Source organism: Planococcus sp. ANT_H30 (assembly GCF_008369335.1).
Taxonomy (GTDB): domain Bacteria; phylum Bacillota; class Bacilli; order Bacillales_A; family Planococcaceae; genus Planococcus; species Planococcus kocurii.
This window is the reverse complement of the sequence record NZ_VOBJ01000002.1, coordinates 15,522-42,077: the sequence shown is the minus strand read 5'-3', so window position 1 is coordinate 42,077 and position 26,556 is coordinate 15,522. Positions and strand designations below refer to the sequence as shown.

The 26,556-nt window shown below is 38.6% G+C and carries 22 protein-coding genes and 2 pseudogenes; 16 read left to right on the top strand and 8 right to left on the bottom strand.

Annotated elements, in window-relative coordinates; genetic code table 11:
- The first annotated feature begins 177 nt into the window (after positions 1-177).
- The 3 genes from FQ085_RS06055 (at position 178) to FQ085_RS06045 (ending at position 3,381) form a co-directional block, all read left to right on the top strand.
- Positions 178-2,226: a GAF domain-containing sensor histidine kinase gene (locus tag FQ085_RS06055; RefSeq protein ID WP_058385449.1), complete on the top strand. Its 2,049-nt coding sequence runs from the start codon at positions 178-180 to the stop codon at positions 2,224-2,226.
- Positions 2,227-2,360: 134 nt separating this feature from the next.
- Positions 2,361-2,879: an NUDIX hydrolase gene (locus FQ085_RS06050; RefSeq protein ID WP_058385448.1), complete on the top strand. Its 519-nt coding sequence runs from the start codon at positions 2,361-2,363 to the stop codon at positions 2,877-2,879.
- A gap of 61 nt (positions 2,880-2,940) precedes the next feature.
- Positions 2,941-3,381 (top strand): NUDIX hydrolase, encoded by a 441-nt coding sequence (locus FQ085_RS06045; RefSeq protein WP_149456190.1) that lies wholly within the window; start codon positions 2,941-2,943, stop codon positions 3,379-3,381.
- 72 nt (positions 3,382-3,453) lie between these two features.
- Here the strand turns inward: FQ085_RS06045 and FQ085_RS06040 are convergent, their stop codons facing one another.
- Entirely contained in the window at positions 3,454-3,906 is a 453-nt protein-coding gene (locus tag FQ085_RS06040; RefSeq protein WP_082707481.1) for a DUF305 domain-containing protein, read from the bottom strand.
- 221 nt (positions 3,907-4,127) lie between these two features.
- Here FQ085_RS06040 and FQ085_RS06035 point away from each other — a divergent pair, with 221 nt between their 5' ends.
- Together FQ085_RS06035 and FQ085_RS06030 are read left to right on the top strand one after the other, a co-directional pair.
- On the top strand, positions 4,128-4,979 hold the full coding sequence (locus FQ085_RS06035) for an aminoglycoside phosphotransferase family protein (protein ID WP_149456189.1): 852 nt from the start codon (positions 4,128-4,130) through the stop codon (positions 4,977-4,979).
- 75 nt (positions 4,980-5,054) lie between these two features.
- Entirely contained in the window at positions 5,055-5,945 is an 891-nt protein-coding gene (locus FQ085_RS06030; protein ID WP_149456188.1) for a DMT family transporter, read from the top strand.
- A gap of 155 nt (positions 5,946-6,100) precedes the next feature.
- Here FQ085_RS06030 and FQ085_RS06025 read toward each other — a convergent pair whose 3' ends face one another.
- Positions 6,101-7,018, bottom strand: coding sequence for an S-layer homology domain-containing protein (locus FQ085_RS06025; RefSeq protein WP_149456187.1), 918 nt, complete (start codon positions 7,016-7,018; stop codon positions 6,101-6,103).
- 287 nt (positions 7,019-7,305) lie between these two features.
- Positions 7,306-8,340: a YeiH family protein gene (locus FQ085_RS06020; protein ID WP_071154037.1), complete on the bottom strand. Its 1,035-nt coding sequence runs from the start codon at positions 8,338-8,340 to the stop codon at positions 7,306-7,308.
- Between the two features lie 105 nt (positions 8,341-8,445).
- Here FQ085_RS06020 and FQ085_RS06015 point away from each other — a divergent pair, with 105 nt between their 5' ends.
- A complete protein-coding gene (locus tag FQ085_RS06015; RefSeq protein ID WP_058385442.1) occupies positions 8,446-9,351 on the top strand; it encodes a LysR family transcriptional regulator in 906 nt (301 codons plus the stop codon).
- 83 nt (positions 9,352-9,434) lie between these two features.
- Here FQ085_RS06015 and bsh read toward each other — a convergent pair whose 3' ends face one another.
- Entirely contained in the window at positions 9,435-10,409 is a 975-nt protein-coding gene (gene bsh, locus FQ085_RS06010; protein WP_058385441.1) for a choloylglycine hydrolase, read from the bottom strand.
- A 775-nt stretch (positions 10,410-11,184) separates the two neighbouring features.
- On the opposite strand from bsh, the gene FQ085_RS18000 reads away from it, so the two are divergent.
- The 5 genes and pseudogenes from FQ085_RS18000 to FQ085_RS05990 all read left to right on the top strand — a co-directional run bounded on the left by FQ085_RS18000 (position 11,185) and on the right by FQ085_RS05990 (position 15,503).
- On the top strand, positions 11,185-11,337 hold the full coding sequence (locus FQ085_RS18000) for a hypothetical protein (protein WP_156423921.1): 153 nt from the start codon (positions 11,185-11,187) through the stop codon (positions 11,335-11,337).
- Between the two features lie 139 nt (positions 11,338-11,476).
- Positions 11,477-11,974, top strand: coding sequence for a hypothetical protein (locus FQ085_RS06005; protein ID WP_149456186.1), 498 nt, complete (start codon positions 11,477-11,479; stop codon positions 11,972-11,974).
- Positions 11,975-12,075: 101 nt separating this feature from the next.
- Entirely contained in the window at positions 12,076-12,642 is a 567-nt protein-coding gene (lepB, locus tag FQ085_RS06000; protein ID WP_149456185.1) for a signal peptidase I, read from the top strand.
- Between the two features lie 285 nt (positions 12,643-12,927).
- Positions 12,928-13,494 carry a GrpB family protein gene (locus FQ085_RS05995; protein ID WP_149456184.1) on the top strand — a complete coding sequence of 189 codons (567 nt, stop codon included), beginning with the start codon at positions 12,928-12,930 and terminating at the stop codon, positions 13,492-13,494.
- Positions 13,495-14,154: 660 nt separating this feature from the next.
- A pseudogene (locus FQ085_RS05990) lies at positions 14,155-15,503 on the top strand (transposase).
- Between the two features lie 925 nt (positions 15,504-16,428).
- Here FQ085_RS05990 and FQ085_RS05985 read toward each other — a convergent pair.
- Positions 16,429-16,902 carry a hypothetical protein gene (locus FQ085_RS05985; protein WP_149456183.1) on the bottom strand — a complete coding sequence of 158 codons (474 nt, stop codon included), beginning with the start codon at positions 16,900-16,902 and terminating at the stop codon, positions 16,429-16,431.
- A 176-nt stretch (positions 16,903-17,078) separates the two neighbouring features.
- Here FQ085_RS05985 and FQ085_RS05980 point away from each other — a divergent pair, with 176 nt between their 5' ends.
- The 4 genes from FQ085_RS05980 (at position 17,079) to FQ085_RS05965 (ending at position 22,313) form a co-directional block, all read left to right on the top strand.
- Positions 17,079-18,215 (top strand): IS4 family transposase, encoded by a 1,137-nt coding sequence (locus FQ085_RS05980; RefSeq protein WP_149456182.1) that lies wholly within the window; start codon positions 17,079-17,081, stop codon positions 18,213-18,215.
- A gap of 111 nt (positions 18,216-18,326) precedes the next feature.
- Complete coding sequence (locus tag FQ085_RS05975) at positions 18,327-19,598, top strand: S1 family peptidase (protein WP_149456181.1); 1,272 nt, start codon at positions 18,327-18,329, stop codon at positions 19,596-19,598.
- 835 nt (positions 19,599-20,433) lie between these two features.
- Positions 20,434-21,393, top strand: a complete 960-nt coding sequence (locus tag FQ085_RS05970) for an IS30 family transposase (protein WP_149456180.1) — start codon at positions 20,434-20,436, stop codon at positions 21,391-21,393.
- Positions 21,394-21,737: 344 nt separating this feature from the next.
- Positions 21,738-22,313 carry a recombinase family protein gene (locus tag FQ085_RS05965; protein WP_149456179.1) on the top strand — a complete coding sequence of 192 codons (576 nt, stop codon included), beginning with the start codon at positions 21,738-21,740 and terminating at the stop codon, positions 22,311-22,313.
- A 229-nt stretch (positions 22,314-22,542) separates the two neighbouring features.
- Here FQ085_RS05965 and FQ085_RS05960 read toward each other — a convergent pair whose 3' ends face one another.
- Entirely contained in the window at positions 22,543-22,941 is a 399-nt protein-coding gene (locus FQ085_RS05960; protein ID WP_149456178.1) for a PBECR3 domain-containing polyvalent protein, read from the bottom strand.
- A gap of 588 nt (positions 22,942-23,529) precedes the next feature.
- Here FQ085_RS05960 and FQ085_RS05955 point away from each other — a divergent pair.
- Positions 23,530-24,372 (top strand): annotated as a pseudogene (locus tag FQ085_RS05955) (IS30 family transposase).
- A gap of 532 nt (positions 24,373-24,904) precedes the next feature.
- On the opposite strand, the gene FQ085_RS05950 reads toward FQ085_RS05955, so the two are convergent.
- Together FQ085_RS05950 and FQ085_RS05945 are read right to left on the bottom strand one after the other, a co-directional pair.
- The gene (locus FQ085_RS05950; RefSeq protein ID WP_149456177.1) at positions 24,905-25,687 is read right to left on the bottom strand and encodes a hypothetical protein; all 783 of its coding nucleotides are present in this window, start codon (positions 25,685-25,687) and stop codon (positions 24,905-24,907) included.
- Positions 25,684-26,349 (bottom strand): hypothetical protein, encoded by a 666-nt coding sequence (locus FQ085_RS05945; protein WP_149456176.1) that lies wholly within the window; start codon positions 26,347-26,349, stop codon positions 25,684-25,686. The genes FQ085_RS05950 and FQ085_RS05945 overlap by 4 nt, the downstream gene beginning before the upstream one ends.
- Positions 26,350-26,556: the final 207 nt, after the last annotated feature.

The following is a 26,556-nucleotide window of genomic DNA, read 5'->3' as shown; positions in this document are numbered from 1 at the left end:
CTTTTTTAAGTGTTTGACTAGAGAAATCAATTTTGTAGCAAAAACATCAAAAATTATTAGCCAGCGCAATATTTTTTATGATAAGCTACAGAAATAATAGACGAATGAAATAGAGAAGTTTATCCAATGCAACTGGTATTCTTTACTTCATCAAGATTAAGAGTGGAGCGAATAGCCATGTTAAAAGAACAAAACAGATATTCCAGACTAGCAGAACTAACGAGAATTGTTAATACAAAGCTTGAATTGGGTGACATGTTGCAACATGTTTCGGTAGCCATATCAGAAGAAATTGTGCAATGTGACTCGATTGGTATATATTTACCTGATAGCGATGGAGTATTTAGCGCGGTAGCTGGGAAACCGCAATTCATCAACGGACAGTCTCTCACTTCACAGAAAATCAACTTTAGCACAGATCGATTTTCGCATGATATCGCAACTAAAAAGCAAGCTATTTACATTCCAGATACATCAGTAGATCCACGTCCAGATCCCGCCGCGATCGCCGCGTTTAACATTCATTCGCTGCTCGGTCTTCCCATTATTTATGAGCAAAATTTATTCGGACTGGTTTTTTTGTTTGATCGTGGAAAACCGATGAATTTAACAGAATTGCAAATACAAAGTGTGGAAGCCTACGTCAATATGGCAGCTGTTGCAGTTCAAAATGCCAATAATTTAAAACAAAAAGAGCAGCTGCTTGCTGAGAAACAATTGTTACTAGATGCTAACCGTGATCTTTCTAGATGTTCAACTGTGAAAGAAAGTTTGGACACTTGTTTTTATTATTTAGAAAAGGCCGTGAAGTGCAAAAATGTTGCAGTTTACTTAAGAAATCCCAATGATATGGAGACTATTTGTTTCAAAGAAATGAGCAAAAAATCCGAATGGACAGAATCCGAATGGGAAAATATACTAGACGAAATTCAGCCTCATGACGGCAAAGCAACAATTATTAAAGAAATATTCGCTCAAAAGAATACCAAATTTATTCCAAGTGAAGACAACTGTCAATTGCTTCTCATTCCGCTTATTTCTAAAGGAGATGTTTTTGGTGTAGTCATGATTGCTTGTTTAATGGAAAATCTTCAATCAGACGAGAGATCGCAGGTCTATCTGGCACAGTCTATTATTGATACGACAGCACTTACTTATTCAAATTTAACTTATATGGATCAGTTAGAACTTCGTGTCCAAAGACGAACTAAAGAATTGGCAAATGCCAACGACAAAGTCACCAGTGTAATTGAAAGTATTATGGATGGTTTTTTTGCGCTAAACAAAGACTGGGAATTTATATACATCAATCAATACCAAGAACTGCCGATAGGAAAAACGGCTGAAAATGTACTAGGCGAGAAATTATGGTCTATTTTTCCGGATGATTTCAATAAGATTTTGTACAAAGAGTTTTCTCAAGCCATGGTTAATAGAAAGCCCGTACATTTTGAAATTTCATCTACAGAAGACGGCTATTGCTACGATTTAGTTGCCTACCCTTTTGATGACGGCATTTGTTGTTTATGTAAAAACACCACAGAGAAAAAGAATTATGAGAACGAACTAAAGCGTTTATCCAATTTGGAATTGATTGGGCAGATGGCCGCAGGAATAAGCCATGAAATTCGAAATCCAATGACGACTGTTCGAGGATTTTTGCAATTACTTACCGACAACAATGAATTACAGAAATTCAATCCTTATTTTGATTTAATGATTGATGAATTGGACCGTGCCAACGCAATCATTTCGGAGTTTTTATCGATGGGAAATACCCGATCGTCAGATTTGGAGATGCAAAATTTAAATGACATCATCTACGACATCTCTCCGTTATTAAAGATTGATACGTTTAATCAAAACAAATTTATCGAATTTGAGACATTGGAAATCCCCGAATTATTATTAAACCGAGATGAAATTCGTCAATTATTAATTAATTTGTGTCGAAATGGTTTAGAGGCGATGAAGCCAGAAAAGCTGCTGTCTATTCGGACGTATATAGAAGACGGAAAAAAGGTCGTGCTTGAAATAGAAGATCAAGGTACTGGCATGGACAAGGAAGTCATGCAAAAAATCGGCACACCCTTTTATACAACAAAAGATAACGGAACAGGTTTAGGATTGGGTATTTCGTACGCAATCGCGGCACGTCATAAGGCAAAAATTGAAGTAGAATCTAGCGAGCAAGGAACCATTTTCTACGTTAAATTCCAATTTTGAAACTTAGTACTCTTGCTATAGCTTATCGCAATAAAAGGAATAGAGCAGGCGATTTGTGTGGTCTGTTCCTTTTGTTGGAAGTTGTAATCTGCGATGGAAAGACAGAATAAACAGAAGGTAGAGAAACCAGTCTTATGGAAATTTGGGATTTAGTTGATGGAACAAGAAAACCACTTGGCAAGAAACATGTCCGCGGTGAACTCGTGGAGCAAGAGGAATATCATATTGTCGTTGAAATTTTAACACTCAATAAAGACGGAAAACTATTAGTTACTCAAAGAGATAAGGCAAAAACGTATCCATTGCTATGGGAATTTACAGGTGGATCTATTACGACTGGAGAAACCAGTCGAATCGGAGCAGTTCGTGAACTGGAAGAAGAAACAGGCATATTCGCTGACCCAAGCAAATTGCATCATATTAGCAGCATGAAGAAACATCCTTATTATTTAGATAGCTATGTATGGAAAAGTCCAAATCAGCTCAACCTGACAGACTTAAAATTACAAGCAGGTGAGGTGTGTGGTGCTAAATTTGCAACGTTAGCAGAGTGGGAAGAAATGAACAGTCAACAATTAGTTATTCCGACCGTATGGGAGCGATATAAACGTCATCGTTGGTCAATAGAAAAAATAGCTGGAGATGAATTGTAACGAGTTACTTTGGCTAAGTAAACTTATTCAGGTTCTATCTAAATTTAAGGAGTGAAGTTACATGGTTCTACGTAATGAAGATGAGAAACCAGCTTTCTTACCCCCGAGTCATATCTTGTCTGCGGCAGCAATTGTTCTAAATGACGAAGGTGAAATATTACTGATAAAAGGACCACGTAGAGGATGGGAAATGCCAGGCGGACAAGTAGAAGAAAGAGAATCGCTTGAAATGGCAGCGATTCGAGAAGTAAAAGAAGAAACCGGTATTGATATTGAAATCCAGAAATTTTGCGGTGTGTTTCAAAATGTGGAAAATTCAATTTGCAATATGCTTTTTTTAGCAAAACCTGTCGGTGGTCAAGCAAAAACATCTGCTGAAAGTCTACTAGTAGGTTTTTATCCAATTGCCGAAGCTTTGGCAATGGTTACTTGGGGAAACTTTAGAGAAAGAATCGAGTATTGTTTAGATGATCGTACACAGCCATTTGTTATTGCCTTTTAATAAGGAACTAGCAATAGAAAAAAGCCAAGAGCATCCAATCTGCTCTTGGCTTTTCTGGTTAATTGACTTTGATCATTCTTCGTCTTCAAGATCTTTAATTAGCTTTTTCATTTCGGCAATTTCTTTACGTTGTGCTTCGATAATTGAGTCTGCCAGTTCACGAACACGAGGATCTGAAATGTTGGCGCGTTCACTCGTTAAGATGGCGATCGAATGATGGGGAATCATCGCTTCCATCCATTTAACATCTTCTACAAGTATTTGGCTACGGACGAGCCATAGCGAAAGCGCGAATATAACTGCACTTCCTCCGAGAATCACGGTATTGGTTTTTTTGTTTTTGTACATTGGCCACATGAACAGCAGCATGACAATCGCCATCACCGAGCCCATAATCAAGGCCATATAAACGCGAGTCTCACTGTAAAAAATATGGTCAAGTTGAAAAATATTCAAGAACATTAACCAATACATCAAAAAAGTTGAAGTCAAAATCATTATACCGAATTTCGCATAAGCATTCACAGAAAATTCTCCTCCTTCTCTCGTTAGTCTGCTAACAAGCTGAACTTAGTATGTGTATACCTTCATTTACTCAGAATAAACTCCATAAAAAATGCACAATTGGCTAATTATCTAACGGAGTAAGCAAGTTACTGATTCGGATTAATTTAACTAGTATAAATTTTCAATGTGAATAATGGTATGCTTATTCTACTGATCTGATTTAAACGGAGGGGCAATAAATGGATATAACAACAATTCTTACCCAACTGAATGGAGATAAACTGGATTGGACGCGCACAGCTTTGAGTGGTGGAACCAGGAGTGAGGTTTATCTGCTTACTAAAGAAAATGACAAAGCTCATGTCCTCAAAATAAACAAAGCCGAAACAACTCAAGCAGAAGTAGATTTTTTGTCTACTTATCAGTCCATTTCCTTACTACCAGATCTCACGCTTGTCGATCCCGGTTTTCAGTTCATGGTCTATACACATATTCCTGGTGCGATTGCTACATCCTTTAACAGCAGTAAAAATAAACTGATGCAACATTTGGTTTCGGGTCTACTCAATCGCTATCAGCCTGCTTCCACAAACGAACAGTGGGGCTGGCGAGGGGCAACTGTGAGCACGTGGGAACAATTTTTAACAGCAGAAGTAGAAGCAGCAAAAGAAATATTGGCGCCTTGTTTTAAAAGAGCAGGCCTACATATAGAAGCTCCGGTACCAACAAAGCGAGAACAAGCGAACTTGCAGCCAATTCCGTATTTGCTTCACGGTGATTGTGTATTTCATAACTTTTTAGTCAGTGAAGAACAATTAACAGGTATTATCGATCCAACCCCGATTTTCGGCTGGCCACATTATGATTTAATTTACGCTTTCTTTTCTTCGCCGTATGATTTAACAAAAGAGGGATTTGATGCGGCAGCTGCCAAGTTAACTGTTAACACATCTAATACGAAGCAGCTCTATGAAGAAGTACTAATAGGGTTGTATCAACGGTTAGCTATTTGTTTAAAGCATCATCCAGCTGATTGGCTAGCTTATTTAGAAGTTTGGGATTACTGGACTGAAATCGTCGACAACCATTAGCAAACACTGAAGTTAACTAGTCTTTAACAAAAATAAACAAGAAACAACGCACCCTTAAAAAAGGAGAGTGGCACATTGAAAGACAAATTACTGTTCTCTTTTTTAGTCATTCTGACCACGGGTTTAATGGGTTCTTCCTTTGTAGTAGCTAAAATTGGCTTACTCTACATATCCCCCTTGTTATTAGCAGGCATCCGGTTTACGATTGCAGGTAGTATCATGATGTTGTTTGTCAGATTGTTTAAAAGAAATCACCCTCAAACTGTAACTACGTGGGGAAAAATCATCATTATCGGTGCCGTTCAAACTGCTGGTGTCATGGGTGCTATTTTTCTAAGCTTGCGAACCATCACTTCCGGCGAATCGGCTATTTTAACTTTTATGAATCCTTTGCTTGTGGTATTAATCGGTACACTCGCACTGGGTATGCGTTACCGAGTCATTCAATGGTTAGGCGTGCTGGTTGGATTTTTGGGTGTTTTTGTGACAATGGGAAGTCATTTAGATCTTCAAATCGGTACCTTATTTGGATTTTCAAGCGCTGTTTTTTGGTCAGTCGGCACACTGTTAATTAAGAAATGGGGAGGCTCCATTGATATGTGGGTCTTGACCGCTTACCAGATGTTATTCGGGGGTATTATTTTACTGGTTGGCTCCTTTTTCTTGGAAGTCTCTTACCTTGTCATCAACCCGACATCTATTTCCATTTTATTGTGGCTATCTATTCCAGCTTCAATTGTTCAATTTACTATTTGGTTTTATTTATTGCAAAAAGGAGATTCTGGAAAAGTGAGTGCTTTTCTCTTTTTAGCTCCTTTTTTTGGCATTGTATCCGGATGGTTCGTGTTAGGAGAAGTTGTTGGATTGCCGCTTTTTGTTGGGGGGAGTTTGATTTTTGCAGGGATTTTTCTTGTGAACTGGCCAGAAAAGCGAAGAGCCGTGAAAGTGCCCGTTACAAAAATCTAGAATAATGATCGTATAAGAAAGCCCAATATATTGTAAGAGGCAAAATTTAACGATGCCATCACGCGAAAGTCTCCAACTGACTAATTGAATACATATGAAAAACCCCTTGAAGGAGTTCACTTACGAGTGATTCCATTCAAGGGGTTTTATAAAGCTTATTTCAATTTGAAGTTAAATGGTGACTCGAAACTAATATCAAAATCACTCACAACAAAGTGACCCGCTTTTCCAGTTAAGTTTTGCTTCGTATGTCCAATGGTCAACACTAAACGATCCGCAGATAATTTGAACGAAGTTGGTTCTACAGGTACTTCAGTTCCATCTTCGAGAATCACCATAAACTCCAAGAAGTCAGCTATTTCAGTAGCTGTGTAATCAGCCAATGCTGGTTCTGTTAACGTGACCGTAGTAGAAGTCACTGTAGTCACTTTAACATCAGCAACCTCTGGATAATATAACCAATCTGTAGTTGTTTCGATTGTTTTATAAAGCAAGTTTGCAAATTCTCCACGAGTAATTTGTGTATGTGTTCCATAAGTTGATGGTGTTTTACCGGCAGTAATTTGTGCGCCATACAATGACTCGATGTAAGGCTTAAATACGCCGCCTACATCAGAAAATGGTGTTTGCTGTTGGTATTCTTCTAATTCAAATGCTAAAGATAGAAACTTTGCCATCGCGCCTCGGCTTAACGGGGCTCCAGGTTGAAATTCAGTTGGAGTTACTCCAGATACAATTCCTACTTCTGCAAGAGCATTTACAGAGGCACGTACACGAGTATTCAGATCTTTAAATCCTGCATCTTTTGGATTTTCAATAGTTGAAAACAACGTATTTGCGAGGATAACAGCAGCGTCTCCGCGCGTCAAAGGATCATTGGTACCAAATTTCGTTGGGCTTTTTCCGTTAATAAGTTCTACCGCATATAAGAAATCTACTGCTTTTGCGTAGCGGTCTCCGACATCAGTAAAAGAATGTGAAGAAGTAGTTGATGCAGCTGATGCGGGTGAAGCAAGAGCGACGACAGCAAGTACGACAGCTGTAGTTGTGTATAAGAATTTTTTAATGTTCAATGATATATCCCCAATCTCAATATAATAAATGCAGGTTAATAATTAATGATAAAATCAGATGCCCTTTCCGTTCAAATTATCAAACTGAAATTATTATAGCTTTATTACCTCTCTTTTGTATAGTAATTTTTTCAAAAAACACGAATTATTAGTAAAAAATTGTTGTCTAAATTAAAAATTATTCAAGTCAATGTAAAAGGTCAAAGTGAAATACTCAATTTAGAAAGAACTAGTTCAAAAAAATCCCCCAAAGTTATTCCATAGAATAACTTTGGGGGATAGAAATATCAAACGATAAAATACGTAAGAATCGACAGCAAAATTGACGTAATAGTCATGGCGGCGAGCGGCAGTAATGCACGTTCTCGCAAATCTCGCAAACTGACGTTCAAGCCGAGCCCGACCATTGCAGCCGTCAATAACCAGGTTGTCAATGTCGATACAAAGTCACGCAATGCATCGGGGAAAGGAATAACGGGACCAAAGACATAACTTCCTAAAATACTCAACAAGATAAAGCCAAGCAAGAACCATGGAAATTCAATCTTTGCAGTTGTTTCTTCACCTTTATTTTTGCGTTTCATCATAAAAATAAAGATAAAGCAAAGAGGGACAAGTAAAAAGACGCGCCCTAGTTTTCCAAGTAAAGCCATAGCTAATCCGTCTTCTCCAGCTGGCGCACCTGCTAATGCAACATGGGCGATTTCATGAAGGCTTATGCCGACCCACATGCCATATTCAATGTCGTCAAGCGGTAAAAAAGGACGAATAACTGTATAAGAAATCGCGAATACTGTCCCCATCAACGCGATAATTCCAACCCCAATAGCTGTATCTTCGTCTTTTGCTTTAATAATTGGTGCAATCGCTGCAATCGCAGCTGCTCCGCACACGCCGGTACCAACACCAAGCAATAACGAAATGGTTTTATCGGCTTTAAAGCGTTTCGCTAGCCATACCGTCATTAAAATAGCGAAAGTAATAACACCAAGATCACGCACTAAAAGCCAAAGTCCATCACTTAAAACTGTATCAATGTTTAATTTTAGTCCGTATAAGATAATGGCAACACGCAATAAACGTTTGGACGAAAATGTGATACCTGAACGAATGGCATTCGGATAACCAAAAATCTGACGGTAGAAAACCGCAATGATAATCGCGCAGGCTAACTGACCAATTTGATCAAATCCAGGTACTTGTGCTAACAGATATCCGAGAAAAGCAATTAAAAATGTGAATGCCACGCCGCCTAACCAAGCAGTTTTAGGGGATGACGAATTCAAGTTGAAACGATTTAGTTTTTGATAATAAGCAGACATGATAAAACCTCCTGTAGTAAGTATAGAAAAGCACTATACATTAGTAAAATAAATAATTAGAATAGTGATAATAAGTAAAGCTGTATGTAAGAGTGGAGGATAGAGATGGATCTACGATTGGAAGTGTTTCTCAAGGTAGTTGAAAAGAAAAATTTTTCCAAAGCAGCCGAAGCGTTGCATATGACACAACCTGCCGTTAGTCAGTATATTCGGTCATTAGAAGAATTGACAGGAGTCAAATTGTTAGAACGAACCAATAAATACGTCAGGTTAAACAAAGCAGGCGAAATTGTTTATCATCATGCTATTGAAATCAAAGAACTTTATACAAAAATGAATCACCTTCTTGAAGACTTGACTCATAAAGCCAGCGGGTCGATTGCGATCGGGGCTAGTTATACATTTGGAGAATACTTATTACCACGCATTATTGCAGAAGCAAAAGAACAATACCCAGACATTAAACCAACTGTGACGATTGGCAACACAACAACGATTGCAGCACTTGTACTCAGTCATCAGTTAGATGTGGGGATAGTAGAAGGTCATTTTAAAGAGGTGCCAGAATTGAAAACCGAACCATTTGCAGAAGATCGAATGGTAGTCGTTGCTTGTGCAGATCATGTGCTAACGCGCCAACAGAAGTCAATTACCATGCCAGACTTAATAAAAGAAACATGGATTTTAAGAGAACTTGGCTCGGGTACGAGAGAAGCAGCTGAAAATGTCTTCAAGCAATTTTCAATGTCTCCACAATCCATTATGCATTTCAGTAGTACACAGCCAATCAAAGCAATGATTGAAGCTGGTATGGGCATCAGTTTACTATCCGAGTGGGCGATTCAAAAAGAGCTGCGTTATGGCGATTTAAAAATCTTAAACATTAAAGAAATGCCGTATACCAGAGACTTTTCAATTGTCACGAGGTCACCTTTTCAAACAAAAGCACTTTCTGCCTTTCTTGATTTGTTGAGAAGACACAGAGGATTGAACGATTTCAAAATTCGTTAGAGAGTCGTGATTTAATAGCAAAGATAGCTGTAAGTAAAAAAACGATTCTGCAGCTAATCGCAGAATCATTTTTGTTACTTAAATTAATTGATAATATTGATTTGCTCTTTATTGACGAGTGGATACGCAGTCAATTGAGCACCATCCAAATCTTCGTTGTTCATTTGTACGGCCGTAATTTGGCTATTTTCATAAGTCGTGTAATAATATATTCCTTTATCCACATTGCAACAAGAAGAATAAATCGTGTATTCAAATTTTCCTTCGCCTGCTTCGCACAACCCTTTTGCATAGGCGACCGATTTTAAGAGATGAAAAAATTGGCTGACGCTTTCTGCTTCTGAATCACCCGCTACCGAATTTGATTTCGCAAAAGCCGCGCGGACAAAGCGAGAAGGTGACGACAAGTCTCCCGGAAGCCCAAGTCCTCCCATGCCAAGGCTGTGTATACCCAGCTCTAGTTGTGAGGAAAACGTATTTGCAGGTGTAGTTGTAGAGAGATGGCGGTAGTTTGTTAAATTCAGCAAGTGATAATCAAAAGGCGGGTTGTTTGTCAGCACGCCCACTGGGTTGTCGTAAATCTGTAATCCTTCCGCTACCGATTCCACAACAATGGACTGGGTTTGATCTGCAATGATCCAATGGAGCGGCGACAGCGGTAAGTCCTCACTAAAATTAATGTTCACAAGGTTCAAGTTTGCTAATAGCTTTTTTGCATCTGTAATCGATGCGCATTGCCCAAGAATCCACGGGATAAATTCAAATGGAGACACATTGTCTTTGCCTTCTACTGCTGAAAAGAAATACGCATTGTCCGGAAAGTTTAACCCCGCCATGCTCAACCCTTTTTCATTCGTAGCCTCAAAATACAAAGGATAGTTGTCCACTACAACCGCCATCCCAATCAAAGCGTAATGATGTGGTGCAGCCTTCACTTTTCTAAATTCAAATGGGAAATGTCTAGGTGTGATCGTGACCGATTCACCATACGATAAATTCAAATCCAAGTTACGCCCAAAATAATGATCTTTCGTTGAATACGTTAGGGATGTGCACATAGCCATGACCTCCTCTTCGTTAAAGTTCAATTTTACACGGTTCGTTTTAGTTAGTCCAAAATAAGAGTGATTCATACAATTATAGAAAAAACGTGTTTTCATCCATTCTATCTTAAACAAATCAGACCGCAAAAGTAGCTGTAAACATGCGAACGTTCATAACGGATTTCGATATGTTTACGAACGGTTTAATTTCCGAAATTAGCTAGCTATCTTCTTGTGGTATATGTATATTTGAAGTAACAATTAATGGATTCCCAGTTTTTCAAATGAAAAGTTCGTTAGCGACCTACGCTTAGGACCAACCCTTGTTATTGTAAAAGATTTTCAAGTCGTCCAAGTTGATATTGAACATCGTCTTTTATAAAAAAGGGAAGTCATCAGTTTTCTAGTAGTTTATCCTACTGTTTCATTTTAAATATAAAATTTGGGTACAATAAACCATCCTATTATATAGCTGAGTCTTCTGATTGAAGAACATATAATAGCGCAAGCCATTAAATGCAACAGATGTGCAGAAAAGTTACATCTAAACCTATGATATCGGGCCCATTAGCAACTTAAAGCCCGAGAATCATGAACAGGATGTTTTGTTTTGGTTATCGGATGTAACGGGTCCAGCTTTTTGGCAAGAAGATGGAGATTCGAAAAAGAAAGAAAAATAATACGCGTTGAAAGCGATTGAAAGCGATTGAGAACGATGGAAACGAAATGTAGCTGAAGATGAAGTAAGTTACATTCAAAATCCGAAGAATGAATCGAGGAGGTGACCTTTATGAATTACAATGCTTTTTTGTTTGCTGGAGTCGCAGGTATATTGACTTTAATTCTTATCGTTTCGAATATGCCTCTGAGCGCCCTTATAATTACTAATATGTTGTTAGCTTTAATTGCTGGTCAATTAACTGGTAAAAACTACAGGGAATAATAAGATTAATGTTCTTTAAAATTCTCCATTGCTAAAGAGCTATACTTTATGCTCACTAGACTGAGAGCTTAGCAATTAGTCACCTTCTGTAACCAATAGATTGTACTTTACGTCTAAAGTTGAGCTAAGGAGGATGAAGATGAAATCCAAATTATTATTTTTAAGCATGCTAATGATTGTTGTATTAGCTGGTTGCTATCAAGAAAAGGAAGCTACAGAAAACGAAAAAAACATGAGTAATTCTGTGGGAAATGTAAAATATACTGAAAAAAAACCTCCTCAATTAAAAATAGAAGTGAATGAAGAGGAGTTTTCTGCTGCTTTAGGTGGTTATGCCTGGAGTTACTTTGATCAAGAAGAAAATTCTATGGTTGAGATAGAGGCAGAAACTATCGGTATTTCTGAATTGGTTGGTGATCGAAACGGGCCAATCGTAAATACAAGTACATCCATTGAACTTCAGTTTGAGGAAGAACCAATCTCTTACCAGGTTAACATTTGGGATTCTACAGATAATCTAAAAGGTTCTTTCAAAGATGTAGTGCTGGATGGACAAAGTGGGAAAACAATCTATGAAGTTGTCGCCACGTGGGAACGAGGAACAGGATATTATGTTTTCCCTTTAACTATTAACTAGGCTCTCTCACCATCAATTCACGTTATTGTTTATTTTTTGAATGTAATTTATTAGTAACTAAGTTACATTCAGATTTAGTATAGTAAGGGGGAAAGTAAACCGTGGATCAGACAAAAAAAGAGAAAAATGAACTTTGGGAGTGGGGAAAAGCGCTCTTTGTTGCTTTAGCAGTCGCTGGACTCATTCGTTTTTTCTTATTCGCCCCAGTTGTTGTCGATGGAGAATCAATGATGCCGACACTTGAAAATGAGGATCGAATGTTGGTGAACAAAATTGGTTATTTCATCGGAGAACCTGAACGATCCGATATTGTGGTGTTTCATGCGACAAAAGACAAAGATTATATTAAACGAGTAATTGGCGTTCCGGGAGATTATGTAGCCTACGAGAATGATCAGCTGTACATAAATGTGAAAGCTCAAGCTGAACCGTATTTATCTTCTCTTAAGGAGCAATATAACTTGGGAAGTGGGACGCTAACAGAAGATTTTACACTTGAAGGACTTACAGAACTGGACAAGATTCCTGAAGGTTATGTCTTCGTTTTAGGCGATAATCGTCGAAGTAGCACCGATAGTCGAATTATTGGTCTCGTGCCGATAACGAATATAACCGGTAGCACTAATTACGTCTTTTGGCCATTGAATGAAATGGGCTTTGTGGAATAATAGACTCTAAAAACGAATATGCCTATTCTTCGTTTTGTTTACACTAAATAAATTCAAACTTTCTTAGCCGTTTGGAATTTAAATGGCTTTTTTTTGCCATGAAATTCTTATACATGAACGAAGAAGGATAAAGACCAAACTTTTAGCGCTTTCCATCTTTCCCTCAATGGGTGCACTTTTAAGAAACATTTTGTTTTTGAAGATACAAACCACCATTTCTTGATGACATTTGAGAGAATTCATGTTTATGAAAAATTTGTGAATTAGCGAAAGTAGGGTGAAGTTTTGAGAGAAGTTAGAGTTTTGCCATATGATGAACAGTGGGTATCCTTATTTGTCAAAGAGGCAACTAAGTTAAAGGGAATGTTAGGCGAAGAGATTGTTTCGATTCATCATTTTGGCAGTACATCCATTCCAGGATTACAAGCTAAGCCGGTCATAGATATATTAGCTACAGTGAACGTAATCACTTTAATAGATACCTATACTAATCAATTACAAGGCTTAGGATACGAAGGAAAAGGCGAAAATGGCATTCCAGGACGCAGGTATTTTCAAAAAGGCGGAGATGAACGGACGCATCATCTCCATATTTATCAAATCGGAAGTCTTGAAATTAAAAGACATTTAGCATTTCGTGACTATCTTCGCACTCATTCGGTTGCTAGGAAAGAATATGGAGAATTAAAAAGCCGTTTGAGCCAGAAGTTTCCGTACGACATCGAATCCTATATCCAGGGAAAAGAGCAACTGGCTTTAAAAATTCAAAAAGAAGCTTTAGAATGGCATTCAAAAAAGCCAACAACAAGCCTAAAAGAAGAAGAAGAATGGAAGATTTTATTCAAGAGTTAGCAAAAAGAATAAAAGAGACGGATAAAAATTATTATCTGAATATCCGGTCATGGTGCTGCAGAGAAAAAGACGTTTGCCAATAGGCTTATAAACCTGTTGGATAAAAGAAAAATCAAATATGTAAACACAGATACATACATGATAGGTTCAAAGATCCGTAATCATTCAAGAATCGATTATACCTATCAAAACGAAAATCGTCGGTATAAGATGACAGCTTGTCATCCCTCTGCGCACCAGTTAACATCCTTAGAAAGAGATGTTCAGATGATTCGTAATGGGATGGATTTCTACACAATTGTTTGGCTTTGTACGGTTTGACGAAAGTGAATTTTGTTTAGAACTGGCAAAAAGCTCTATCCAAATGAAAACGGATTTAAAAGTACAGAAGCTTGCCACTGAAAATATTCTGGCATTACTAGTAAGATAGGCTCGAAATTGTCATGTGAACGCATCGAGTTTAGGGGTTATTCATAATGAGAGTTTATTGCTGTTTTATTTCACCGTGGCATTTTGCGAAAAACTCTTCTATGTGAATCAATTTCATAACTCCGAGCCCTTGCGGCTCTAAGGGTAAAATCCTAAGAAAATAGAGCACCTCCCCAAATCCTGTATAATGAGAGTTACGACACAAACATTAACAGACTGGAGAGTTGCCCTATGCCTATTATACGACAAGAAAGCCTGTTTGACATGCAAGTTTTATATGACTTGGAACCTACCCACCGGTTCAACTCAATTTTATCGGGAATTGATATCCATCCAATTCTTAATGTTGTGACGAAAAAGTCTCGTTTCGGACCACCGCAAACCTTGAATTACGCGGCGATGATCTATTCGCTGATTGTGCGGATCACCGAACGGATTCCCTTCATCAAAGATTTGGTCAAACGCTTGGAAAGTGATTTGCGCTTCAAAGTGGACTGCGGCTTTTTGGTATCGGACGAGATTCCTTCGGAAGCTTCTTATTCACGTATGATTACGTGGGTCAGCGAATCGGATGCCTTGGAAATTGTCCAGGAACGCACTCTTTTGATGGCCATGTCTGAAGGGTTCATCTCAGATGAAATTGTTGCCATAGACGCCACCCATGTCGAGGCACATGACTGTGCGCCACAAAAGAAAGAAGCGGTCGAAAAAGAACCGAAAAAGCGTGGCCGCAAAAAGAAAGAAGAACGGGAACAATGGCTGGCGGAAAAGGCGGAAGAAGAAGCGAGTCTTCCCTTATATGAAAAAAAATTGCCGATCAGCTGGATATTCTGCTTTCGGAACTGCGAGCTTCAGTTCCCATACACCCCGAATGGGGAGTGAAAAAGAATAGCGAAGGAAAGAACGTGTTCTGGTTTGGATTCAAAATCCATCTCGCCGTTGGGGCAGAAAGCCAGTACATCCTTCAGTCTCTATTTTCTTCGGGCAATCTGAATGACGGAAAAGCCGCCATCCCGCTGCTTAAAGGAATACAGGAACGGTTGGCTTCGCTCAAAATCGCTTATGCCACGATGGATGCCGGATACGACTACGCTCCGATTTACGAACAAGTTTACCGGATGGGCGCCCAATCAGTCATTGCCTACAATAAAAAGAACGAACCAGAACCAATTGGATTTGATCGTCATTTTGCGCCGACCTGCGTCCGCGAACATAGCTACCGATATGACAGTTTCGATAAAAAGCACGAAACCCTTAAGTATACGAGGCCAAGCGAATGCGCGGACTGTCCGTTAGCCCACGACAGCTTGTGCCAAAAAGTATACAAAAAGAAAATCACGGACGACCTCCGCAAATACACAGCGCCGGCAAGAGGCTCGCTGAAATGGAAACAGCTCTACAAGGCACGAAGTGCCGTTGAAAGGGTCAATGCCTATTTGAAAGGGTACTTCCTCTTAAATCAGATTTATCATCGCACTGGAAAGAAAGCCAAATTGCATGTCGATTTGGTTCAGTTAGCGTATAACGCATCCAAACTCGCCATCGACCGTTTAAAAGTTCTTCAAACAATCGCAGCGTAATTCACCATTTCATTCGTTTTTTTAAGGAATCATCGATTTTCGGCTCTTCTATGATTTTTTAAAAGTGCGCATTATGAAATTGATTCAAACAGTAAAACAGATTATTACAACCATAGAAGCATTAAGCAAAAAGTAACTGTTACACAGATGTCACTGGTCTTTTAAAATATTATTCGAACTTAATTTTAAAAATGACAGTATCAACAAAAGATCATTTAGATCACACGTTTACGAGCACTCCAAAAATAGTTAAGAAACGACAAAAAGAACGTTCGTAAATGTGGAAAGACACTTTACGAACGTTCGCTAATTTTCATAAGCTCTTACGAACACTACATATATAGAAGGAACAGCATCAAAATATAACAGTAAGAACCACGGTGGCACTTATTGGGATTTCGTTATTTTGGGACGAATATCCGGTCATAGAAATTTATTCAGTTATGAAACCTCCACTTGCGTTCTATGTTCCAAAACTCGTACTTTTATGAACGGGGTTCCATCGCTATAAAAGAGAAGAAATACGCGGAAGGTAACATCCTGTTGGACCAACCACTGGAATATGCGGTCTTATCGAAAAGTTTGGTAGCCCAAGGCTGTGCGTATAGAGGGATGGGGAATTAGGAGTAGCTACATCCAAGTTTGATAAAGGAGAAAATGCTTTCCAAAAAGCCCTCTCAGCCTTAAAAGAAGCTGAAGATTGTGTTGCTGTAGAGGAAATTCCAAGTTTATTAGCACACCCGTATGAAAGATATGAAGATACAGAGCTATGAAATAAATAGATCTTCTTGGCCCTCAACGAATATGGGCGCAAGCAGCCTACTGAAGGTTTTTTATAGGTGTCTCAAATCGCTATGTCAGTCTAGATATGAATGTTTTTTGTTTGCTTTTAGGATAATTAAAACAGAAAATTAGTAATCGATTTTCAATTGATTGAAAAGTTGGTAGATACGGGGATTCTATATTGTGTGCTTTCAGGCGTATCATAGCTCATATCTGCGATAGCAACTATTTGGTAATCACCAGATTTCAACAAATCTTGATAACTTTTATCTAGGTTAATAATTAGTGGTTCATTTTGTTTGAGTATTGCTTTAGTACCCTGATCGGTTCGAGAACCAGGATTAAGTAACTCCTCATTTTTGAATATTAAAAAGTAAAGTGCTTCATCTCCCCCGTGAAGAATTGAAACCTCTTCTTCTTCGCCAATATACGTTAAGGTCGCATATATACTTTTCTTATCATTGTCTTTGGAAAAAACTTCTACTTTGAAATCTCCCTTTTGATCACTAGAATTTAGGTCATTATAGTTTGTTGAGGAAGATTTATCAGTACAGCCCCATAATGTCAGTAGTAAGAATACTAAAATAGAAAATGCCTTTAAACTTTTAGTTCTCATAATATGCCTCCTCCTCTCTCATTAATTATTATAATCCTTTTACCAAATCTTTAGTGTAACTCATAAATAATATCACGCGTGTTGATTAACCAGAATCATCCAAATCAATACAAAAAGAGACACCGTTCTTGTAGACTGTAAGTGCGAACCAACAACTACAGGAAGAGGTGTCCCTTATGAAACAGAATACCCTATTCCCCAATTTGATTCAAAAGTTTATTACGAATGAAGAGGTGGCCACGCTCACGGAGCTGATTGGCTATGAAGATACCGCCCGGAAGTTCACTGTCGGCAAGTTGATTGAATACCTGGTGACCGCAGCGGCGTCCGAATGGAAGGGCTATCGTCATTGCGGCGACGTCGGAAGTTCTGCGGGGCTGGTCGATGTCGACCATTCGACGATCTCCAAAAAGATGAAGGAACTCGACTACCAGTTGATGAAAAAAGCCTTCGCCTTAGTCGTCGGTAAATGCAACCGGGCGACAAGGCGCGCACTCAAAATTCCAAACCGGCTTCTACTGGTAGATTCGACAACGATTACTGTAGGGAAGAGCCGTCTCCCTTGGGCGCTTTATCACGGCGAACGGTCGGGCATCAAGCTTCATGTCAGCTATACACCCGAAACCAATATGCCGTTAGACGTAGTTGAAACTACAGGTCTCGTACACGATGGACCGGTCGGTGAACGCTTGGCCGACCGCCGGTTTATCCTCGTGCAGGACCGGGCGTATTTCACTATCAAACGCATTGACCGGTTCGTATCGGATCACCAAGATTTTGTCATTCGGGTGAAAGAAAATGTCGAACTGTCGACCGTCAAATCGCTGCAGCGCCTGCCAGAGGAAGAGTCCAACGTCACCCGTGACTTCACCTGCCGGCTTGGAACGCCTCAATCGCGCTCAACGAAACGGCACCGCATGGTCTTTTTCACGGATCATAAAGGGCATGAGATTCGGGTCGTCACCAATCTTCTTAACCTGTCAGCTGAGGCCATCGCCCGAATCTACAAAGCACGTTGGGGCATCGAATCTTTCTTCCGCTGGATCAAGCAGAACTTGAACGTGCCGAAGTTATTTGGCCAAACGCCCAATGCCGTCTACAACCAGCTGTTTACGGTATTAATTGCGTACGTATTGATCCAGTGGCTGTATCAAAAGACGAAATTGGCCATCCGGCTGCCGGCTTTGTCGCTTGTCGCTTTTCAGCGCACGTTGTTGACCGGTACATTGCCGCTGATTTGGCTGGATGCCCTGACGACATTTCTGCACGAGTACTTTGCCCTCAGTAGGAGTAGTCTGTCATTTATTGGTTAATCAACACGCGTGAAATAATATTTGAAAATTCGCAATTGAATTACATTTTAATTATATACTATTTGTAAAAAAATGTTTATAATTTAAATATATTGAAAAGGAGTGATTAAAGTGAGAAGAATCAAGGTACCTTTAATTTTTGCTTTTATTTTATCGATAGTAATGGCAACTAATACTGAGGCTAGTAATCTAAACGAAATGTCAGTAGAAGAAATGTACACTAAACAATCAGTTGTTAAGAGTGCATTTCAAGAAGCTCTTTTAGAACTAAATATTACTGAAGAGGATTTTAATAATGAAGGAAATTACTACCTTAATGAACAGAAAAATCCCATTTTTCATATTAAAAAAGATGTTGTAGGTACATCGGAAACTTTAAAAGAATCCACTCCAAAAGCTGAACGTAAAATTATTAAAATGCAAGAGAAAATTGAAAAAAAGCTAAATAAATCAGTTAAAACTAAAATCGTAGAATACTCGTATAACGATTTAACAAAAGCACAAGATGATTTAGTCAATCATATAATGAAAAGTGAAATCATTCTTGCAGGTGAATATAAAACATCACTCAATTCAATTGATAATAGGATTGATTTAACAGTCTCTGACATAAGTGAGAGTGATAAAGCTAAAATCATCAAGAAGTTTGGCAATATAATCAATGTTATTATAGATCCGGAATATGAACTTACTATAGTTCCAGAAAGTCTGGCCACTGATAAAGTAAAGACATATAACAAATTAGGAGCAGGAATTGGAATTACTACCTCAGATGGTGGCTTGTGTACACTAGGTGCAATTGCTCAAAACCAAGCTGGAGATTACTTTATTGTAACAGCAGCCCATTGTCTTAATACAGCAACTTTTTTTCAATATACCTCTCACTCTGTGGGCAGGGTACATTTAAATTCAATGGAGGGTGGATATGATGTTGGACTTATTAGAATAATTAGTAGCTCTCTTCAGCGATACGTTACTAATGGTTTGTTGTCTGAAGGAATAGTGAATTACAATTATGATAAAAAGCTGACGAGTTCTATGTATCAAAGAGCAGGAGATACAGTTTGTTTAGAGGGTCTTAAAACTTGGCATAGTTGCGGCAGAATTACAGATGTAAGAATGGTTCTTGAACCAAAAAATTATGCCCCCAAAAAATTTGTCGGAACTGAAGTAACAAGTTACGATGGAACTTCTCTTTCACAAGGCGGAGATAGTGGCGGTCCCTGGCACTACATGACTAATTCTGGACAAAGCTTAGTAGGTATTCACCACGGTGGCAATACTGAAAAAGATGATGTTTCTTATTTTACCCCTTGGGTTGAATATAGAAATAATTATGGTTTGGAATTGTACACTAGCTCGACGGTGGTGCCATTAAACTAAAAGTTACAGTGTTTAAATTAATATATTAAGTAAAGTGAACAACTCTACTCACGACTGAAAAGTTATATTCAATTATAATTTATTTTGACATTGGAGATTATTCAAGTGATGTAGAAATTCCATACATTCATCAGAACATCGAGTTCTATGAGGAGTCTCTTCAAAAAATAAAGAGCCTTCATGAACAGCAGAGAATTAATATTCTTATTCCAGGTCATGGGTCTGTTACTTCAAGTCCAACAGAAATTAAAGACAGACTTGATGACTCGCTCTGGTATATTGAACAGCTTCTGAGAACGGCTGAAGAAGACAGTAAATATCATTTACTGGAATCTTTTGTAGATGAGTGTGGATTTTCAACATTTATGAAAAAATTCATCATGAAAATATTAAGCTGGTAACGCGTGAAAAGGCACTGAAAGTAAAAGACAATAGAGTGAGGGAATAGATTTCATTGCATTAAATGAAGCGATAAAGTAAAAAGAAACGACAGCTATTAGATTCACTTTCTTGAAAGGGAAAATGAGTGATGAAAGCAGATTATATGAAGCAACAAAAGAACTTATCCAAAAAAGATTCTGTACTGGTTGAGTAACTCATATAAAGAATAATCTTAGATAAACACTATTTCGATCGGTTACCTTTAGAAAATCAAGTCTTATTTAGTTCAATCAAATTAACTGACTAGTTTACATATCACGAGGTTATCGGTAGCTTTTATCAGTAAAATTTATATTTCGCCGATTGTAAAATTAAGCTAGACAACTAAAAAAGTCATTCATGGTACACTCTACATGTATTTTCCGACCAAAGAAAAACAGAGGAGTGACCACGAATGACCTACACCCATCTTACCACGGATGAACTGGTGATGATAGAATCCTATCACCGCCAAAACATACCCGTGGCGATTATCGCAAATCAAATGAAACGTTCCAGGCAGCCAATTTACAAGGTCATCAATTTCCTGAAATTGGGACATACAGCCCTCGACTTTTACACACAATACAAGAAAAACAAGAAACGCTGCGGACGCCCAAAAATCGTTTTGCCGAAGAAACAAATGACCTATATTCAAGACAAGGTGGCGCAGGGCTGGACGCCTGATGTCATTGTGGGACGCGCCGAGACAGCGATCGACTGTTCCGTGCGCACCATCTACCGCATGTTCAAAAATCGGGTCTTTGATGTTGCCACACTGCCGATGAAAGGCAAACGGAAACCCAATGGTCACGAGGAACGCCGCGGAAAACAGGTGTTCAAACGGCATATTTCCGACCGAGAAACCGATTATCCTTCTTTCAAAGAAGAGTTCGGGCACATCGAGGGCGATACCATTGTGGGCGTCCGCCACAAAAGTGCAGTGATTACACTGGTAGAACGGCTGACGAAAGTCATCATCGCCATCAAGCCTGCAGGACGCAAGGCGTGCGATATCGAAACCGCTTTGAACCAGTGGTTTCAAGGAATCCCAAAAAATCTGTTCAAATCCATCACGTTTGATTGTGGGAAGGAATTCTCCAATTGGAAACCGCTGTGCAACCAGCACGACGTCTCGATTTACTTTGCGGATCCCGGCACGCCTTCCCAGCGCGCCTTGAATGAAAACTCCAACGGCCTCTTGCGAAAAGACGGCCTGCCAAAGGAAATGGACTTCAACCAGGTGGACCAAACGTTCATTTCCTCAGTGGCTGACAAACGGAATAACATCCCACGGAAGTCGCTGGATTATCGCACACCCTTGGAGGCATTTTTGAGTCACTTGAATGGAATGGGTCTATCTAGCTTAAATTGATAAACGGAATTTCTAAAAACCAGGGCCTTTTTTAAAGGTTACTGGTTTTTTTAGATCCTCTACAAAATTGATTTCACTTTATTATTGTTTATTTCTATAATTCAAATTCCACTACTGGTAGTTTAATATTGTCTTCAATTATATTTAATCGATAGTGAATTGAATCTATCATCTATGTTCCAAAACTCGTCCTTTTCTGAACACGGCACTCGTCGGTTTGAAAAGGATCTTTTTTCATGCGTTTCATGTTATAAAACCCTGTACAGTATTCTATGTTCATTAACCATGGTGTTTTTATCTTATGGTACAATGAATTCATGAAAAAAGAAGAGAAGAGGGATCGAGTGCTCATTGGATATGCGCGTGTGTCTACAGGATTACAAAATTTGGATTTACAGATGGATGCGTTAACAGCTTATGGCTGCGATAAAACATTTCACGACAAAATGAGTGGAACGAAAAAGCAACGTCCCGGTTTAGAAGAAGCCATCTCGTATGCTCGTGAAGGGGATACGATCGTTGTTTGGCGATTGGATCGCTTGGGACGAAATATGCAGGACTTGATTCAACTTGTGAATGCCCTAAATGAACGGGGTGTCGCCTTCCACAGTTTGCAGGAAAACTTGACGATGGATAAACGCAATGCAACGGGACAATTGATGTTTCACTTGTTCGCAGCTTTTGCCGAATTTGAACGGAACTTGATTGAGGAGCGTTCGGCTGCGGGACGAACTGCTGCCAGAGCAAGAGGGCGATTGGGTGGCAGACCAGAGAAATTTGGACCGAAAGATATTGAAATGATGCGTTCCCTGATTCAGGGCGGAACACCGATTAAAGATGTGGCTGAAAGATGGGGCGTTTCTCGTACGACCATCTATCGTTACTTGGAAAAAAGGAATCCTCAAGAATATGAGGCATAAGGAGATAAGATAGGAGAAGAACAAAAAAAGCCTCTAACCGAAGTTAGAGGCTTACATATTTAGGGGGTTATTACCTGGGCGGCGTATCCAGGATCTCTGGTAACTCATTGTGAGCGCGTGGGGAACCTTTCCCACCTTAATAACCCGTATAACCTGATTAACATTCTTTACAAATAATCTTTTCTTACCTCAATCATAACACAAAACGTGTTTTATTCAAGCTGTTGGCTTATTCGTATACTTGAACCCGTCCGCTTGCCAGTCTCTTCTTAATTTTATATTCGGCATTATCTAATACATAAAAAGAGGAAACGAATACATATCCACTCGGGTCCAATTTAATGGCCAATAGAAGATAGTTACTAATGAATTTATACAGTTCAACGCTATTTGGAACTTTTGGGTTTTGGCCGATGTAATCGGGATTTAACAGAATAGATGGAAGTTCATCCTTATATTGATTCCAAACGAGTGGATGATTTCGATTAATATGCTTGATAGCACCAGGATAGATAAACACATCTTCTTCAATGAAGGTAACGCCTGTTAGTTTAGTAATTTTTTCTCGATTTATTTTTCCGACTACTAATCGGCCAGAAGAATTTTCGTTGAACTGGTTAATATCCATGACGGAACCTCCACTGCAAAATAGCAAACTCATCATAAGACCCACCGTGGTCCGCATTATGAAGAGGCGTGGTGGGTTCTGTTAACAAGATTATATCATATTTTGATGCTGTTCCTTCTATTATATAGTGTTCGAAAAAGTGGATAGCAATAGGCGAACGTTCGTAAAGCCTTTGGATAGGTTTCCGAACGTTTATTACTTGTTATTTTAAAAGGATTGGAGCGTTCGTAATGGTGTACTTTTACGAACGGTTCCAATTTAAAAAATTTATACGAATCTTATTGAATTCAAACTATACGCCGATTATAAAATTAAGCTAGATGTATTTTGCAAAATCAAAACACCCAATGTTGCAACTTGACATGGAGCCTCTACAAGCATGACTATCACGCCAGGAAACCAGCCGTAACAAGGGCTGGCTTGAACGAGGCTATCATGCTTGCCACTCCATGTAAATTTGCAACGTCGTATTCGCTTGCAATACTATGTACTTTTATTTTGCACTACACACTAGACAACTGAAAAAGCCATTCGTGGTACACTCTAAATGTATTTTCCGTCCAAAGAAAAACATAGGAGTGATCATGAATGACCTACACTCGTCTTAACACGGATGAATTGGTGATGATAGAATCCTACCACCACCAAAATACACCTCTGGTGAGAATCGCCGAACGCTTGAACCGTTCCAGGCAGCCGATCTACAATACACAATACAAGAAAAACAAAAAACGCTGCGGCCGACGAAAAATGGTCTTGCCGAAGAAACAAGTTGCCTATATTCAAGATAAGGTGACTTAGGACTGGACGCCGGATGTCATTGTCGGCCGTTCAGAAACGGCAATCGATTGTTCCGCGCGCACGCTTTATCGCATGTTCAAAAATAAGGTCTTTGATGCAGCCACACTGCCGATGAAAGGGAAGCCGATTATCTTTCTTTCCAAAAAGAGTTCGGGCACATCGAAGGCGACACCATTGTGGGCGCCCGTCACAAAAGTGCGGTGATCACGCTGGTCGAAAGGCTGACAAAAGTCATCATCGCCTTGAAGCCTGCAGGACGTAAGGCATGCCATATTGAAACCGCGTTGAACCAGTGGTTTCAAGGGATCCCAAGAAATCTGTTCAAATCCATCATGTTTGATTGTGGGAAGGAATTCTTCAACTGGGAACCGTTGTGCAACCTGCACGACGTCTCGATTTACTTTGCAGATCCCGGACCACCTTCCCAGCGCGCCTGAATGAAAATTCCAACGGGCTCCTTCGAAAAGACGGTTTGGCAAAGGAAATGGACTTCAACCATGTGGATCAAACGTTCATTTCCACAGTGGCTGACAAGCGGAATAACATCCCACGAAAGTCGCTGAATTACCGTACACCCCTGGGGCATTTTTGAGTCACCTGAATGGAGCAGATCTGTCTAGCTTAAATTGACAAACGGAAAAATTTTTCACAGGCAATTATACTGTAGACGATTCTTTCACTTTTAGCGTAAATATTACTACTTTATTGGGTCTGTATTATGTTCTGTACGTTAATTCCACTAAATTAAAAGGGCAAAAAAATGAGCTTCAGAAGTTAAAAAATGCTGTAATTCTGCTCCAAGAAGAAAACGCCTCACTAAAAGAAGGACTAGACAAAAATTATTATAATCACTGAAGTTACTGTTGATAAAATCTTTTTTAAATTTTGATTCAGTTATCTTCAATTTACGTTTTGACGTTAAACTATTTCTTCCAGAAAAATCCCCTCTATTTTAACAATAGGAAAACTAACTTCCTATTATCTAAAACGAGGGGGTAAAATTCTTCTTTTATAGTAAGTTTGTTCACTGCCTGTTAAACCAGGCCTGGCTCAATTTATTTAAAGAATTTGAAATTTTTAATTAAAATAGTTTTCAAAATTAGTATACTCCATTTTCTTACTGATGATGAAATTCCTTTTTCATTTTATTCTGTTCAAATTTTTATGCACCGATAGAATGAGGAAGGATGGCTTCATCAGTTTTAACGTCAATAACTAAATTAGGTTGGTATGGATTTCCGCTGGGAATAGAAAGATTGTATGTAGCATCCCCGCGTGAAGTAATTATTCCACCGCCTGAAGGAACATCGTATGAAAACGTGAAGTATCCATCAAGACCTTTATCAACGCCGTCATAATAATAATCGATTTTGTTATATGCAACTGAAGTTGGAACATCTACTTGACTAGTTGGTGGATTTTTAAAAATAACTCTTCCTGCTGTTAAATGAGCAGTAGTTGAATGGTCAACGTTAAAGCTAGATCCGTTAACAGCAGCTTCTACTATAGTTCCTACGGCGATAACAGCATAGTTTCTAATCAAAAACCTAAGTGAAGTAAAATACTGAGTTCCCACTGTAGCTGCTGGAGTCATTTGTTGAATAAAATGAGGAATAGCTCTATCCGTACCCGTACTATAAGAAGCAGATAAACGAACGCTCATATCTCTGACATAACAAGTTGTAGCCCCTGTAATATTTTTTACTACCTGACATCTTGAAAATACTCTTACATGTTCTTTACCGATATTAACTCCACTATAATAGGTTGAAGAGGATATAACGACTACCGATGAAGCAGACGAGAATTCTCTATTTAGTTCATCTGTTACCTGCGTGCTATAAGCAGATCCTTTATGATAAAAGTTATCAGCACTGGCACTCGCAGTTGAAAAGAACAAAGCTATACATAACATGGTTACAACTAAGCAAGTAATTTTTCTCATGAAGCATTTACCTCACTTTCATCTACTTGTCTGATTGTCTCTTCAATTTCAATTATTTTATCGTCAAGAAGAAAAGGTTTCCCAAAAGGTAAAACACCTGTGTCGCCCAATACTCCACTTACAAAAACAACATCAACTTCACCTGAGTCTATATTATGCCGCATTGAAATAGTGAATGTTTCATTAGTAGCCTTGTTTTTAAAATCACCTTCAAAAGAGCCACTGTAAACCCAGTCTCCAGTAGATAGTTTTACTTTATAGATTTCTCCTTTACCAGAAAAGTTAAAGTTTCCTGTCGGAGATTTTATTACACCACTGGTATTTGCGTTGTAAAGTTTTTTGTTTTCATTTTCTTCCACTAACTCCATATTATCTACGGAGATGTTAATAGAAGATTTTTTAATATCTCCACCAAACTTGTTCGCGTTTCCTTTTCCTAATTCCCCGCCCGAAGCAATCACTAAATCATAATAAGTTTCATTAAGATTTAAATTAAAGAGGAGCTTTTCTGGATTCTTCTCATTATCTCCTTGTTTTAAATCTGTTTTCTGTGTTATTTCTTGAATTTCTGCATCCGCATCTTTTGATTCATACAATAAAAATGATGAAGCACCCGCAATAAATAAACATAAAACAGTGAAGTAAAAAAATTTTTTCAGCAATTTAATTCCTCCTTTTCCCTTAATATACCATAACAATTATCTGAATGTTACCATTTTTAAAAAAATATTATAAAAATTACCAGGAATGATTGTAGATTATTAGAAAACAGAGCATAATCAATATAGAGGAATAGCCAATTACTGTATAGATTTTTGTGGAATGAAAAAATTTCACTTTGGAAAAGAGATAATAAATTTGTTGGGAGT

What these genes read in the sequence shown, in the direction of transcription:
- FQ085_RS06055 (WP_058385449.1), top strand. Translation starts at nt 178, where the DNA reads ATGTTAAAAGAACAAAACAGATATTCCAGACTAGCAGAACTAACGAGA.
- FQ085_RS06050 (WP_058385448.1), top strand. Translation starts at nt 2,361, where the DNA reads ATGGAAATTTGGGATTTAGTTGATGGAACAAGAAAACCACTTGGCAAG.
- FQ085_RS06045 (WP_149456190.1), top strand. Translation starts at nt 2,941, where the DNA reads ATGGTTCTACGTAATGAAGATGAGAAACCAGCTTTCTTACCCCCGAGT.
- FQ085_RS06035 (WP_149456189.1), top strand. Translation starts at nt 4,128, where the DNA reads ATGGATATAACAACAATTCTTACCCAACTGAATGGAGATAAACTGGAT.
- FQ085_RS06020 (WP_071154037.1), bottom strand. Translation starts at nt 8,340, where the DNA reads ATGTCTGCTTATTATCAAAAACTAAATCGTTTCAACTTGAATTCGTCA.
- FQ085_RS06015 (WP_058385442.1), top strand. Translation starts at nt 8,446, where the DNA reads ATGGATCTACGATTGGAAGTGTTTCTCAAGGTAGTTGAAAAGAAAAAT.
- bsh (WP_058385441.1), bottom strand. Translation starts at nt 10,409, where the DNA reads ATGTGCACATCCCTAACGTATTCAACGAAAGATCATTATTTTGGGCGT.
- FQ085_RS18000 (WP_156423921.1), top strand. Translation starts at nt 11,185, where the DNA reads ATGAATTACAATGCTTTTTTGTTTGCTGGAGTCGCAGGTATATTGACT.
- FQ085_RS06005 (WP_149456186.1), top strand. Translation starts at nt 11,477, where the DNA reads ATGAAATCCAAATTATTATTTTTAAGCATGCTAATGATTGTTGTATTA.
- FQ085_RS05985 (WP_149456183.1), bottom strand. Translation starts at nt 16,902, where the DNA reads ATGAGAACTAAAAGTTTAAAGGCATTTTCTATTTTAGTATTCTTACTA.
- FQ085_RS05980 (WP_149456182.1), top strand. Translation starts at nt 17,079, where the DNA reads ATGAAACAGAATACCCTATTCCCCAATTTGATTCAAAAGTTTATTACG.
- FQ085_RS05970 (WP_149456180.1), top strand. Translation starts at nt 20,434, where the DNA reads ATGACCTACACCCATCTTACCACGGATGAACTGGTGATGATAGAATCC.
- FQ085_RS05960 (WP_149456178.1), bottom strand. Translation starts at nt 22,941, where the DNA reads ATGGATATTAACCAGTTCAACGAAAATTCTTCTGGCCGATTAGTAGTC.
- FQ085_RS05950 (WP_149456177.1), bottom strand. Translation starts at nt 25,687, where the DNA reads ATGAGAAAAATTACTTGCTTAGTTGTAACCATGTTATGTATAGCTTTG.